The sequence below is a fragment of the Duganella kummerowiae genome, from assembly GCF_053572355.1.
Window position 1 is genome coordinate 104,103 of record NZ_JBKFEH010000005.1, and the last position, 13,487, is coordinate 117,589.

Here is a 13,487-nt window from a genome sequence, read left to right on the forward strand (position 1 = left end):
GCTGGAACCAACATGACTTTATCATCCCTGATGCGGGCGCGCCGCTGGCGCGCCGCGCTGCTGCCGCTCATGCTTGCCTGTGGCGCATGCCACGCCGAGGTACTGACCCTGGCCCAGGCCCAGCAGCGCGCGGCTGCGCGCAATACCGACCTGCGCCTGGCGGCGCTGGGCGTGGAGGGCGCGGCGGCCAACAGCACCATAGCCGGCGCCGCCCCCAATCCTGTGCTGACCGTGCAGAGCGCCAACATCAATCCCGGCCTGGGCGTGGGCGGCGGCAGCCTGCGCGCCAAGACCGTGGACAGCACCGTGCGCATCGACCAGTTGATCGAACGCGGCGGCAAGCGCGCCCTGCGTACCGAGGCGGCCGGCCACCTGGAGCGCGCCGCCCGCGACGACCTGGGCGACAGCCGCCGCCAGCTGTCCCTGCAAGTGACGCTGGCCTATTGCGACTGGCAGGCTGCCGTGGCGCGCCTGGCCGTGTTGCGCGACAGCGCCGCCCTGGCCGAGGCCATGGTGACCGCCGCCCGCCGCCGCCAGCAGGCCGGCGACCTGGCCGCCGTCGATGTGGCGCGCGCCAGCGTCGATGCGTTGCGTGCCCGCAACGATGCCCAGCAGGCCGGCACCGACGCCGTGGCGGCGCGGCTGGCGCTGGCGGCGCTGCTGGGCGGGCCGGAACTGACCGATACCGAACCCGAGCCGCAAGCCGCGCCGGCTGCCCCCCCCGAGGCCCCGGCTGGCGACGCCATGCTGGAACATCGTCCCGACGTGCGCGCCGCGCTGGACCGGGTCGAGGCGGCGCGCAGCGCGCGCAAGCTGGCGCTGGCCCAGCGCAGCAGCGACGTCACGGTGGGCGTCCAGTTTGAGCACTATCCGGCCAGCGCCGCCAATCCCCAGGGCAGCGGCAACAGCTACGGCATCGCGCTGCAGGTCCCGCTGCAATGGCGCTACGCCTACCAGGGCGAGCTGCGAGCGGCCGACGTCGCGCTGCTAAGCGCCGAGGAAAACCTGGAAAAGATCCGGCGCCAGGCCCGCACCGAATTGCTGCTGGGCGCCAGCCAGGCCCGCGACGCCTGGCAGCGCCTGCGCCGTGGCGAGGATGAATTGCTGCCGGCCGCACGCCAGGCCGCCAGCGCCGCCGAATACGCCTTCCAGCGCGGGGCGCTGGGCATCATGGATGTGCTGGACGTGCGCCGCAGCGAGCGCGCCGCCCAGCTCGACGTGCTGGCCTCCCGCAACGATTACGCCAAATCCCTGGCGGCCTGGCGCGCCGCCCTGACTGAAAGCCCTGTGCCATGATCACATCCCCTACCTTGCGCAAACTGGCGCCCGCCGTCGTGCTGGGGGCGGCGGTGGCCGCCGCCGTCCATTTCGTGTATGCCTCGCAGCAGCAGGCTCCCGCCGCCCCGGCCGCCCCCAGGCCGCATGGTACGCTGCGCTTCGCGGCCGGCGCGCCGCAACTGGCCGCGCTGCGGGTGGCCGCCGTGGCCGAAGCGCCGCTGCCGGTGTCGGAACCGGTCAACGGCCGCCTGGCCTACGACGAGGACCTGACGGCCCGCGTCAGTTCTCCGATCGCGGGCCGGGTCACGGTCCTGCATGGCGAACCGGGCGACAGCGTGCGCGCCGGCGCGGTGCTGGCCGTGATCGACGCGCCTGACCTGGCCGCCGCCCAGGCCGACTGGCGCAAGGCGCGCGCCGACCAGCAGCGCAAGCAGCTGGCGCTGGAACGTGCGCGCGACCTGTACCAGGCCGGCGTGTTGCCGCGCAAGGACAGCGAGGACGCCGAGGCCGACGCCGAACAGGCCCGCGCCGAGAGCATGCGGGCTGCCGCGCGCTTGAGAAACCTGCATGCCGACGGCGGCGGCGAGGGCAGCTTCAGCCTGCGCAGCCCGGTCGCGGGCATGGTGGCCGAGCGCCAGGCCAATCCCGGCCTGGAAGTGCGTCCCGACCTGGCGGCGCCGCTGTTCGTGGTCACCGACCCCCGTCACCTGTGGCTGCTGGTGGACCTGCCGGAACGCAGCGCGGCCGCGGTACACCCTGGCCAGGCGGTAAGCCTGGAAACGGACGCCTATCCGGGCCGGCGCTTCGCGGCCGTGGTGCGGCGTGTCGGCCTGGTCCTGGACCCGGCCACGCGCCGCATCCAGGTGCGCTGCGCTGTCGACAACCCCGAGCTGCTGCTCAAGCCGGAGATGTACGCCCGCGTCAGTGTCGACAGCGGGCCTGATGGCGCGCGCGCGCTGCCGCTGCCCAACAGCGCGCTGTTCATGGACGGCGAAAACGAGTACGTGTTCGTCGAGACTGCCGAGCGCAGCTACGCCCGGCGGCGCGTGCACGTGGCCCTGCGCGGCTCGCGCGACAGCTACGTCGACGGCGGCCTGCGCCCCGGCGAGCGGGTGGTGACCGAAGGCGCCTTGCTGCTCAACGCGGAGGCCGACGCCCATGCTGGATAAGCTGATTGATTTCGCCCTGCGCCAGCGCGTGTTCGTGCTGATCCTGACGCTGGCCCTGCTGGGCTTTGGCTACCGCGCCTTCCGCAACCTGCCGATCGAGGCTTTTCCCGACGTGCAGGACGTGCAGGTGCAGATCGTGACCCAGTATCCGGGCCAGGCGCCGGAGGAGGTGGAGCGCGCCGTGACCCTGCCAATCGAGCGCGAAATGAGCGGCGTGCCGGCGCAGACCCAGCTGCGCTCGGTGACCATAGGCGCGCTGTCGGTGGTGACGCTCACCTTCGCCGACGGCACCGACGACTATTTCGCGCGCCAGCAGGTATTGGAAAAACTCGGCAACGTCACGCTGCCGCCGGGCGTGCAGCCGTCGCTGGCGCCGCTGACCACCGCCGTCGGTGAGATCTACCGCTATGTGCTGGAGGCGCCGGCCGGCATGCCCATGAACGAGGTGCGCGCCCTGCAGGACTGGGTGGTGCGCCCCAGGCTGCGCATCGTGGCCGGGGTGGCGGACGTGGTCAGCTTCGGCGGCACCGTCAAGCAGTACCAGGTGCTGCTGGAGCCGGCCGCGCTGCAGCGCTACGGCGTGACCGTGGACCAGGTCAGCGCCGCGCTGGCCGCCAACAGCGCCAACGTGGGCGGCGGCACCGTGCGGCGCGGCGACGAGGGCCTGACCGTGCGCGGCATCGGCATCGTGGCCAGCCTGGACGACATCGGCCAGGTGGTGGTCCACGCCAGCAATGGCAGGACGGTGCGGGTGGCCGACCTGGGCACGGTGCAGACCGGCGCGCAGCCGCGCTCGGGTGTGGTGTCCTACAACGGCCAGGATAACGTGGTCGAGGGCATAGTCCAGATGAGCAAGGGCGGCAATGCCGCCAAGGTGGTGGCCGACGTCAGGCTGGCGGTGGAGCAGGTCAACGCCAGCCTGCCGCACGGCGTGCGTTTGAAACCCATCTACGACCGCACCGAACTGATAGGCCACACGGTGCGCACGGTGGGCGAGAACCTGCTGGTGGGGGCGGTGCTGGTGATCGCCATCCTGATCGTCTTCCTGGGCAACTGGCGCGCGGCCCTGATCGTGGCCACCGTGATACCGCTGTCGCTGCTGTGCGCTTTCATCATGCTGGACGCGCGCGGCATTCCCGCCAACCTGATCTCGCTGGGCGCGGTGGACTTCGGCATCATCATCGACAGCGCGGTGGTGCTGGTGGAGGCCCTGATGGTGCGCCTGGCGATGCAGCCGGCCGCCCCGCCGCCCGGCTGGCGCGAGCGCACCCTGAAGCAGACCGTGCTCGAACTGGGCCACCCCATCCTGTTCGCCAAGGCCATCATCATCGTCGCCTTCATCCCGATCTACACCTTCCAGCGGGTGGAGGGCAAGATATTCTCGCCGGTGGCCTTCACGCTCAGCTTTGCCATGCTGGGCGCGCTGGTGCTGACCGTGACCCTGGTGCCGGCGCTGCTATCCTGGGCCATCGCGCGCGATCCGATGGCCGAGCGGCACAGCGCCTGGATGGCAAACGTCACCGGCCGCTACCGCCGCCTGCTGGCGGCGGCCTCGCCGCGCCGGGTGCCGGTGATCATGGTGTCCGGCGCCTTGCTGGTCCTGACCCTGGCCCTGGCGCCGCTGCTGGGCAGCGAATTCCTGCCCAAGCTGGACGAGGGCAATATCTGGCTCACCATCAGCCTGCCCACCTCGGCCGCGCTGGAAAAGAGCGAGCAGGTCGAGCGCCAGGTGCGCGCCATCCTGCGCAGCTATCCCGAGGTGTCGAACGTGATCTCGCACGTGGGCCGGCCGGATGACGGCACCGATCCCAAGGGCGCCAACAACATGGAGATCCTGGCCGACCTCAAGCCGCGCGGCCAGTGGCGCTTCGACAGCAAGGACGCGCTGGTGGCCGACATGGCGCAGCGCATCCGTCGCCTGCCGGGCGTGCCGACCAACTTCTCGCAGGTGATCGAGGATAACGTGGAGGAGGCGCTGTCCGGCGTGAAGGGCGAGATCGCGGTCAAGATCGCCGGTCCCGACCTGGCCGTGCTGACCGAGAAAAGCACGCAGGTGGCGCAGATCCTGAGCCGCATCCCCGGCGCCACCGACGTGGCGGCGGTGCCGATCGGCGGCCAGGACGAGCTGGACGTGGTGATCGACCGCGGCAAGGCCGGCCGCCTGGGCGTCAGCGTGGCCGATGCCAACACGGCGCTGCAGACGGCGCTGGCCACCACCGTGGCCAATACCTATTACGAGGGCGACCGCCGCTTCGACATCGTGGTCGGACTCAAGCCCGAGTACCGCGATTCGGTCGATGGCATCGCCGCGCTGGCGGTGCCGCTGCCGAACGGCGCCGGCACCGTGCCGCTGGGCGCCATTGCCGATATCCACGTGCGCCAGGGCGCGGCCCGCATCAGCCGCGAGGGCGGCTCGCGCAACGCCTCGGTCAAGGCCAACCTGCTGGGGCGCGACCAGGGCAGCTTCGTGGCCGAAGCCCAGCGCCTGGTGGCGCAGCAGGTGCACCTGCCGCCGGGCTACACGCTGACCTGGGGCGGCCAGTTCGAGAACCAGCAGCGCGCCGTGCAGCGCCTGGCCGTGATCGTGCCGGTCACCGTGCTGCTGATCTTCTCGCTGCTGTTCTGGACCTTCCGCTCGGTGCGGCGCGCAATGCTGGTGCTGGCCATCGTGCCGTTCGCCCTGATCGGCGGGATTGCCGGACTGGCGCTGGCCGGGCTGCATTTCTCGGTGTCGGCGGCGGTGGGCTTCATCGCGGTGGCCGGGATATCGGTGCAGAACGGCGTGATCATGGTGGAGCAGATCCTGGCCTTGATGCAGGGCGGCCTGGCGGCAGGCGAAGCGGCGCTGGAGGGCGCGCTGGCGCGCCTGCGGCCCATCCTGATGACGGCGCTGATGGCCGGCCTGGGCCTGCTGCCGGCCGCGCTGTCGCATGGCATCGGGTCCGAGACCCAGCGCCCGTTCGCCGTCGTGATCGTGGGCGGCATCGTCTCGGCCACGGTGTTTACGCTGCTGTTGCTGCCGCTGGCCTTCCCCTATTTTGCCGGCGACGGGCCATCCGGCGGGCGTCCGGCAAGCGGCTAGCAGGGCATCGGGCATGCGCCTCAGCGGCGCCAGGGGCGCCAGCGGCGGCGCCCGTAGGCCGCCTGCGCCGGCAGCGCCAGCGCCACGCAGGCGCCGGCGCCGTCCGGGCCGGGGCCGACGGACAGGGCGCCGCCCAGGCGCGCGGCGCGTTCGCGCATGCCGGTCAGGCCCCAGTGGCCGGGCGGCGCCTGGCCGGCCGCTACCTCGGGCGGCAGGCCCTTGCCGTCGTCCGTCACCCGCAGCGTGAACTGGTCGGCGCGGTAGCTGAGCAGCACCACGATGCGCTGCGCATCGGCGTGGCGGAACGCATTCATGATGGCTTCGCGCGCGATGCCGTACACTTCGGCGCTGGCGCGCTCGGTCAGGCGGATGTCGTCGCCGGCGGTGTCGAGCCGGAACGCCACCCCGCGGCTTTCCTGCAGCACCTCGCCCACCAGCGACAGGGCGCGGCGCAGGTCGCCGTTGTGCAGCACGAAGGTGCGCAGCTCGTGCACCTGGTCGCGTCCTTCCTCCATCACCCGTTCCGCCATGGCCAGGGCCCGCTCCAGGCGCTGGCGCTGCGGCGAGTCGTGCGCCAGCCCGTGCAGGGTGCTGTGGAAGCTCAGGATCAGGCCCTGCACGCCCTGCAGGAAGCTGTCGTGCAGGGTGCGGGCGATGCGTTCGCGTTCGGCCAGGCGCTCGTCCAGGCGCAGGGTGGCCTGGCGCAGGCGCAACCGGTGCAGGCCGTAGGCGGCGCCCACCCCCAGCAGCAGGCACAGGCCGGTGAACCACCGGGACTGGGTGAAAGTGGGCGGTATGCGCAGGCGCAGGCTGTCTTCGCCGCTGCTGGCCTGGCCCAGCGGATCGACCGCCGCCACCCGGAAGCGGTACTCGCCTGGTTTCAGGTTGGAATAAGAAATGGCGCGCCGGCCGCCGGCCTGCTGCCATTCGCTGTCCACGCCCTCCATCTGGTAGCGGAACTGCAGGCCTTCGGCCATGGCGTAGCTGAGCGCCGTGTACTCGATGCGCACGGCGCTGGCGCCGGCCGGCAGCAGCACCGGATAGCTGAAGTCTTGGTGCAGCCGTCCCTGGGCCGACAGGGTTTCGATCTTGACCAGCGGCGGCGCCGGACGGGCGTACTCCCTGGTGCTGTCCAGCCAGGCCAGGCCGCCGGAACCGGCGAACCATAGCTGGCCGTCCGGTCCGGCGGCCGCCGTGGCGCGCCGTGCGGAGGTGGTGGCGGCGCCGGGATAGCCATCCAGCACGCCGTACAGGGTGGCGGCCAGCGGGCGGCCGGGAGTGGCCTTGAACGCGGCCCAGGCGGCCGCCGTGACGCGCAGCGCGCCGCGGTGGCCGTTGAACCAGCGGTCGCCGTTGGGGGCGATAGCCATGCCGCTGACCGCGTGCAGCGCCTCCGGATCGTCCGGCAGCAGGCGCTGGAAGCGGCCGTCCAGGAATGCGGCCATGCCGTTCTCGCCGCCCACCAGCAGTTCGCCGCCGGCATGCAGGAAGGTGATGGCGCCGAGGTCGGCCGGCACGGCATGGCGCGCCACTATCCCGCGCCGGTAGCGCAGCAGCGGCTGGCCGGGGTAGGCCAGCCACATCTCGCCCGCAGCGCCGGGCGCGGCGAACAGCGCGTTCCCGGCTGGCAGCCCGAGCGCCTGGTGGTCCAGCCAGCGGCCGTCGCGCAGGCACCAGGCGCTGCGCCTGGCTTGCCAGATCCACAGGCAGTCGCCGTCGTCCATCAGACGCACCACCGGCGCGTGGCGGCCCGCCTCCGCCACCCCGTCGGGATAGGGGATGCGGGTGGCGCCGCCCGCGCCGCGCCGCTCGATGGCGTCGGCGCCGGCAATGAGCAGGTCGCCGTTGGCAGCGTTGGCGATGATGCCGAACATGGTGCGCGGGCGCTGTTCCAGCAGCCGCGGGCGCCCGCCGCGCAGCGACCATAGCTGGCCGTTGGGGGCCGTCAGCGCAAGCAGGCCACCATCCGGCGCGCGGGCAAAGCTGTACAGGTGTTCGCCTCCCTCCAGCGCCTGCGCCAGCAGGCGGTTATGGCGGAAACGCTCCACCCCGTTCTGGGTGCCGACCCAGATATCGCCTTCGCTGTCCTCGAACAGCACGTTGGCGGTCAGGCTGCCCATCTGCCACGGCTGGTCCAGGCGGTCTCGCGGACCGCTGTTGGGACGCTGCTCGACGGCGGGCGCCAGGCCGGCGCCGCTGGCGCGGCATAATCCGACTGGGCATAACAGGGACCAGTAATTTCCGTCGCGGTCGAACAGGCCGTTTTCCATGCCTTCCGCCTGGGCCAGCCAGGCGGGACGGGGCAGCAGCGGGCCGCCATGCTGGGGCGGCACCGGGACCAGGCGCTCGTGGGTGTCCAGCCACAGGCGGCCATCGGGCGACTCGATCAGGTTGACCGGGTCGATATCGTCCAGCACCGGGCGGAAGCGGCGCGCGCCGCGCGCCAGCACGTACAGGCGGCGCCCTTCGGCCACCCACAGCTGGCCGTACTGGTCGCGCGTCAGGTTGGACACGCGGCCGTTGCCCAGGCCCATGGCCGCTTCCACGCGGCGCCAGCGGTCCCGTTCCAGCCGCAGCAGGCCGCTGCCGGTGGCGGCCCACAGCGTGCCGTCCTCGCCGGTGACGGCGCTGGAGACGGCGCCCAGCGGCTGGCCCTCGACCTCGGACGGGTAATAGCGCAGGTGGCCCTGGCGCAGCAGCGCCAGGGCGCCGCTCTGGTGGCCGACCAGCAGGCCGCCGTCCGGCAGCGCGGTCAGCGCCGTCACCAGGCGCCGCACCGGCGGTTCGCCGGCCAATGGTTCGAAGCGGCGGAAGCGCACCCCGTCAAAGCGGTACAGGCCGTCGGCGGCGCCTATCCACAGCCAGCCGTCGCGGGTCTGCGCCATGGCGGCCACCTCGCCCGGCGCGCCTTCCTTGCCGCCCCAGATGGTGTGGTGGTAGGCTGTCAAGGGTAGCCGCGCGTCGAGCGCGCACACCGCCGCCGGCGCGATGGCAAGTGCGCATGCCATGGACAGTCGGGACACTGCGGCGGAGAATCGTAACATGGAGAAGCAGCGCGACCAGGGAGCGCCGATTCTACCTCAGCCCGCCGGGCGTTCAAAGCGCCGCGGCGTCCAGCCGCCTGCGCAGCCGGGTCAGTTCCAGCGGCTGGCAGATGTGGTTGCCCTGGAGCTCATCGCAGCCGTGCCGGCGCAGGAAATCGGCCTGTTCTTCATTTTCGACCCCTGCCGCCACCACCCCCGCACCCACGCTGCGGCCCAGTTCCAGCAGCATGCGCGCCAGTTCGCCCCGGTCCCGGCCGCTGATGCCGCGTACCGCCTCGCGATGGATCTTGACGCGGTCCGGCCTGAGTTCGTCCAGGCTGCCCAGACTGCTCAAGCCGGAGCCGAACTCGTCCAGCGATAGTCCTATCCCTGCCTCGTGCAGTTGGCGAGCCAGGTCGCCGCTGAGCCGGGCATTGTGCAGCAGGCTATGCTCGGTCACCTCCAGCTCCAGGCAGGATGGCGCCAACCCGGCACGGTCCAGCCGGCGGCGCAGCTCGTCCACGTAGTCTGGATGGCTGAACTCGCGGTAGCTGACGTTGATGGACAGCAGCAGGGGGCCATGCCGCTCGCCCTGCGCCTGCGCCAGGAAGTCCAGCGCCAGGTCCTGCACGCGGCGGCCGATGGCGCGTATCTGGCCGCTTTCCTCGGCCTCGCCCAGGAACGCAGCCGGCCGCAGCACGCCCAGCTCGGGATGGCGCCAGCGCAGCAGGGCCTCGATGCTGCCATGGCCCGGGCCAGCAGACAGGCATGGCTGGAACATGAGGTAAAACTCGTCCCGCTCCAGCGCCGCATGCAAGTCAGTGATCAGCTTGTGGCGGGCCTCGGCAGCCGATTTCATGTCCGGCGAATAGAAGTGCGGGCCGGCTGCGGCGCCGGACTTGGCATGGTACATGGCGGTGTCCGCGGCCTTGACCAGCTCGTCCGGACTGTGGCCGTCGTGCGGATAGATGCTCACTCCCATGCTGCACGCCACGGCCAGTTCCTCGCCATTGACCACGACCGGCTGCGCCAGGCTGTCGCGCAACCGGTCTATCATGCGCAAGGTATAGCGCAGCGACGGCTGGTCGTCCAGCACCAGCACGAATTCATCGCCCCCCAGCCTGGCCACGGTGTCGCTGTCACGCACCGCGGCCTGCATGCGGCGCGCCATCGCGGTCAATACCGCGTCGCCGGCGTCGTGCCCGCGGGTATCGTTGATGTGCTTGAATTTGTCCACATCCAGCAGCACGGTCGCCACCATGGTCTTGTTGCGCTGCGCGATCAACAGTGCCTGGTGCAGACGGTCCCACAGCAGATTGCGGTTGGCCAGGCCGGTCAAGATGTCGTGGTTCAGCTTTTCTTCCAGGTGGGTGGTGTGCTGCCGCACGGCGGTGACATCGCTGATGACGCCGACGTAATGGGTGACCACGCCATCCTGGTCCGGCACCGGGGTGACGGACAGGTCGTTCCAGAACATGCGCCCATCCTTGCGCAAGTTGCGGAACACCACCTTGGCGGGCCGGCGTGCGGCGATGGCGGCCCGCAATGCGGCGCGCTCGTTGCCATCCAGTCCCGGCGCGGCCATGAAGCGTGAATCGCGGCCCAGCGATTCTTGCGCGCTGTAGCCGGTGATGCGCTCGAACGCCGGATTGACGTATTCGATCGGGTTGTCGCTTCCTGCGCAGTGCGTGATGACGATACCGTGGCCGGCCGCGTGCAGTGCGCGCTCCCGCAGCCGCAGGATATGCTCGCGCCCGCCGCTATCGATGGCGGTCCAGAACAGGTAGATCTCGCTGCCGAGGCATAGCCTGGCCCCGGCCAGCAATACGGCGTCCGGCCCCGGGCCGGCGCCAAGCAGCCGGGTTTCCAGCAGCGCATCCTCGCCATGTTCGACCAGGCGGCGCATGGCGTGGACGATACGCTGGCGGTCGCCCGGGACGAACAGCTCGGCTAGCTGCATGCCGTTCGGCCTGGCCGCCATCTGCTCTAGCCTGGGGCTCCACAGGACCACGGCACCCCTGCTGTCCACCACGCAGACCGTACCCGGCATGGCGCCGATGGCGGCCGCCAGGCTGGCTGTGCGAATTGTTCCTCGTGCGCCATCGGCCGGTTCGATCTCGCTATTATCCATGGCAGTTCCCTCCGGCCCGTTGGACCGGCCGCCCGCGCCGGAGTTCCGCGATCATGCACAGCTCTTGTCCTGGACACACTGCTGACCTTTGCCGGTGCAGGCAGCGGGTACAATACGCCCTACTACGGCTGCAGCATGCTTGTCCCGTCCCACGTCCATGACCGAGCAAACACACCATCACAACGACCACGTCGAGGCCGAGCGTTTGCGGCTGTTCATTTCCAGCGTCACCGACTACGCCATCTACATGCTGGCGCCGGACGGCACGGTGGGCAGCTGGAACGCCGGCGCCCAGCGTTTCAAGGGCTACCGGCCCGAGGAAATCATAGGCCGGCACTTCTCCCTCTTCTACACCGTGGAAGACCGCGCCAACGGTCGTCCGGCACGCGCCCTGCGCATTGCCGCCGAGGAGGGCCGCTTCGAGGACGAGGGCTGGCGGGTGCGCCAGGACGGCAGCCGGTTCTGGGCCAGCGTGGTGATCGATCCCATCCGCGACCAGGATGGCACGCTGCTGGGCTACACCAAGATCACGCGCGACATCACCGAACGCCGCCGCGCCCAGGAGGCGCTGCATGCGACCCAGGAGCAGTTCCGGGTGCTGGTGCAGGGCGTGACCGACTACGCGATCTACATGCTGTCCGACCAGGGCCACGTCACCAACTGGAACGAGGGCGCGCGCCGCATCAAGGGCTACCAGTCGGAGGAGGTGATCGGTTCGCATTTCTCGCGTTTCCATACCGATGAGGACCGGGCCGCCGGCAAGCCCATGCGGGCGCTGGAGATCGCCCGCACCGAGGGCCGCTTCGAGACCGAGGGCTGGCGCGTGCGCAAGGATGGCAGCCGCTTCTGGGCCCATGTGGTGATCGACCCCATCCGCGACCAGGCCGGGGAGCTGATCGGCTACGCCAAGGTCACGCGCGACGAGACCGAGCGCCGCACGGCCGAGGACTCGCTGGCCAAGGCCAAGGAGGCGCTGCTGCAGTCGCAGAAGCTGGAAGCCATCGGCAAGCTCACCGGCGGCATCGCGCACGATTTCAACAACCTGCTGAGCGTGATCATCAATGGCATCGATCTGTTGCGCATGGGCGGCGACCGCGCGGCCCAGCTCAAGACCATCGACAGCATGGAGCGCGCCGCCGAGCGCGGCGCGCGCCTGACCCAGCAGCTGCTGGCCTTCGCCCGCCAGCAGCCGCTCAAGCCGGAGCGTCTGCAGATCAACAGCGTGCTGTCCGGCTTCGAAGCCGTGCTGCGGCGCGCGATACCGAGTTCGGTGCAGCTGGAGCTGCACCTGGGCGCCGGCCTGCCCGAGATCCTGGCCGACGGTCCGCAGCTGGAGGCGGCGCTGCTGAACCTGGTGGTCAACGCGCGCGACGCGGTGGGTCCATCCGGCGCCATTACCATCAGCACCGAGCTGGCGGCGGCGCCGCCCGAAGGCAGCGCGCTGGCGGCCGGCCCCTATGTGCGGGTGGCGGTGCGCGACACCGGTAGCGGCATGCCGCCCGAGGTGGCGGCGCGCGCGGTCGAACCCTTCTTCACCACCAAGGCGGTGGGCAAGGGTACCGGGCTGGGCCTGAGCCAGGTGTATGGCCTGGTGCAGCAGGCCGGCGGCGATCTGCGCATCTGGTCGGCGCCGGGGCAGGGCACGGAAATCGCGCTGTACTTCCCGGCCCAGGCCCCCAGCGCCGCCGCCGGCCCCTCGGCTGCGGAAAAGGTGCTGGTGGTGGACGACCAGTCCGACGTGCTGAGCGTGGCGGCCCAGCTGTTCAGCAGCCTGGGCTACGAAGTCCTGGCGGCCAACAATGGCAAGGAGGCGCTGGCCATCTTGCGCCGCCATCCCGAGGTGGCCATCCTGTTCAGCGACATCGTGATGCCGGACATGAGCGGGGTCGAGCTGGCGCGGCGCGTGCGCGCCGAACTGCCGCAGGTGAAGATATTGCTGGCCTCCGGCTACGCGCCGCCGCAGGATGGCGGCGACATGCCGTTCGAGCTGGTGCACAAGCCCTACCGTTTGTCGGATATCATCCGCAAGCTCAAGGCGCTGCATTGAAAGGCGCGCCGCGTTTGCGCGCGGCGGCCTAGAATCGGCCTTCCATCAAACCAGGGAGGCAGGCATGAGCGACAACGACAACCCACCACCATTGAGTCCCGGCGACGAGGCCGAACCGGGCACGCCCGGCAGCGGCGAGGACGTGTGCCCGGTGTGCCATGGCAGCGGCACCCTGGGCGAAGAGCAGCCGTGCCCGAACTGCGGCGGCACCGGCGTGATCACCGAAGGCATAGGCGGCGGCTAGGCCTGGCCTTCCGAGCGGCTGCGCGGATATTGCGGCTTGCCGTCGGCGATCAGGTTCCAGTCCAGCCGGTGGCTGGTCTGGGTATGGTCGTCCGGCGCCACGCTGCCGGGATCGTCCAGGCTGCAAATGGTGACGTCGATCTCGTCGGGGTAGTTGGCGTGCTGGTAGGTCAGCTGGGTGCCGCAGGAGCGGCAGAAGGTGCGGGTGACCTCGGGACTGGAGCGCAGCTCGGCCGGCTCGCCGCTGGTCAGGTGGAAGCCCGAGGCCGGCACACTGAACCACGACACGGCTGCCGCCCCGGCTGTGCGGCGGCAGCTGGGGCAATGGCAGGTGGTGGCGTTGAATACCTCATCGGAACACTGGTAGCGTATGGCCCCGCAAAAACAGCCGCCGGACATGGTCATGAGAGCCTCCATAGGAATTGCGGCCATTATAGCCTGCGCTGTGCCAGCGCAATTGCCCCGCTTTTAATCCGGCTAACCTTATCCCTGCCGATTGATCTTTCAATTGATG

Annotated in this window: 8 protein-coding genes; 5 read left to right on the forward strand and 3 right to left on the reverse strand. The window is 70.6% G+C overall.

Annotated elements, in window-relative coordinates; all coding sequences use genetic code 11:
• Positions 1–12: 12 nt before the first annotated feature.
• Genes ACLB1G_RS05175 through ACLB1G_RS05185 form a run of 3 tightly spaced genes read left to right on the forward strand, consistent with a single transcriptional unit; the run spans position 13 to position 5,529 of the window.
• On the forward strand, positions 13–1,296 hold the full coding sequence (locus ACLB1G_RS05175) for a TolC family protein (protein WP_491626121.1): 1,284 nt from the start codon (positions 13–15) through the stop codon (positions 1,294–1,296).
• On the forward strand, positions 1,293–2,447 hold the full coding sequence (locus tag ACLB1G_RS05180; RefSeq protein ID WP_491626122.1) for an efflux RND transporter periplasmic adaptor subunit: 1,155 nt from the start codon (positions 1,293–1,295) through the stop codon (positions 2,445–2,447). Before ACLB1G_RS05175 ends, ACLB1G_RS05180 begins: the two co-directional genes overlap by 4 nt.
• The gene (locus tag ACLB1G_RS05185) at positions 2,437–5,529 is read left to right on the forward strand and encodes an efflux RND transporter permease subunit (protein WP_491626123.1); all 3,093 of its coding nucleotides are present in this window, start codon (positions 2,437–2,439) and stop codon (positions 5,527–5,529) included. The genes ACLB1G_RS05180 and ACLB1G_RS05185 overlap by 11 nt, the downstream gene beginning before the upstream one ends.
• 20 nt (positions 5,530–5,549) lie before the next feature.
• Here ACLB1G_RS05185 and ACLB1G_RS05190 read toward each other — a convergent pair whose 3' ends face one another.
• A complete protein-coding gene (locus ACLB1G_RS05190; protein WP_491626124.1) occupies positions 5,550–8,537 on the reverse strand; it encodes a sensor histidine kinase in 2,988 nt (995 codons plus the stop codon).
• 88 nt (positions 8,538–8,625) lie between these two features.
• Positions 8,626–10,683, reverse strand: coding sequence for a putative bifunctional diguanylate cyclase/phosphodiesterase (locus tag ACLB1G_RS05195; protein WP_491626125.1), 2,058 nt, complete (start codon positions 10,681–10,683; stop codon positions 8,626–8,628).
• Positions 10,684–10,840: 157 nt separating this feature from the next.
• Here ACLB1G_RS05195 and ACLB1G_RS05200 point away from each other — a divergent pair, with 157 nt between their 5' ends.
• Both ACLB1G_RS05200 and ACLB1G_RS05205 read left to right on the forward strand, forming a co-directional pair.
• Positions 10,841–12,730, forward strand: a complete 1,890-nt coding sequence (locus ACLB1G_RS05200; protein WP_491626126.1) for a hybrid sensor histidine kinase/response regulator — start codon at positions 10,841–10,843, stop codon at positions 12,728–12,730.
• Between the two features lie 64 nt (positions 12,731–12,794).
• Positions 12,795–12,974, forward strand: coding sequence for a hypothetical protein (locus tag ACLB1G_RS05205; protein WP_491626127.1), 180 nt, complete (start codon positions 12,795–12,797; stop codon positions 12,972–12,974).
• On the opposite strand, the gene ACLB1G_RS05210 is transcribed toward ACLB1G_RS05205, so the two are convergent.
• Positions 12,971–13,378, reverse strand: a complete 408-nt coding sequence (locus ACLB1G_RS05210; protein WP_491626128.1) for a GFA family protein — start codon at positions 13,376–13,378, stop codon at positions 12,971–12,973. The two genes, ACLB1G_RS05205 and ACLB1G_RS05210, sit on opposite strands and share 4 nt — an antisense overlap.
• Positions 13,379–13,487: the final 109 nt, after the last annotated feature.

What these genes read in the sequence shown, in the direction of transcription:
- ACLB1G_RS05175 (WP_491626121.1), top strand. Translation starts at nt 13, where the DNA reads ATGACTTTATCATCCCTGATGCGGGCGCGCCGCTGGCGCGCCGCGCTG.
- ACLB1G_RS05180 (WP_491626122.1), top strand. Translation starts at nt 1,293, where the DNA reads ATGATCACATCCCCTACCTTGCGCAAACTGGCGCCCGCCGTCGTGCTG.
- ACLB1G_RS05185 (WP_491626123.1), top strand. Translation starts at nt 2,437, where the DNA reads ATGCTGGATAAGCTGATTGATTTCGCCCTGCGCCAGCGCGTGTTCGTG.
- ACLB1G_RS05190 (WP_491626124.1), bottom strand. Translation starts at nt 8,537, where the DNA reads ATGGCATGCGCACTTGCCATCGCGCCGGCGGCGGTGTGCGCGCTCGAC.
- ACLB1G_RS05195 (WP_491626125.1), bottom strand. Translation starts at nt 10,683, where the DNA reads ATGGATAATAGCGAGATCGAACCGGCCGATGGCGCACGAGGAACAATT.
- ACLB1G_RS05200 (WP_491626126.1), top strand. Translation starts at nt 10,841, where the DNA reads ATGACCGAGCAAACACACCATCACAACGACCACGTCGAGGCCGAGCGT.
- ACLB1G_RS05205 (WP_491626127.1), top strand. Translation starts at nt 12,795, where the DNA reads ATGAGCGACAACGACAACCCACCACCATTGAGTCCCGGCGACGAGGCC.
- ACLB1G_RS05210 (WP_491626128.1), bottom strand. Translation starts at nt 13,378, where the DNA reads ATGACCATGTCCGGCGGCTGTTTTTGCGGGGCCATACGCTACCAGTGT.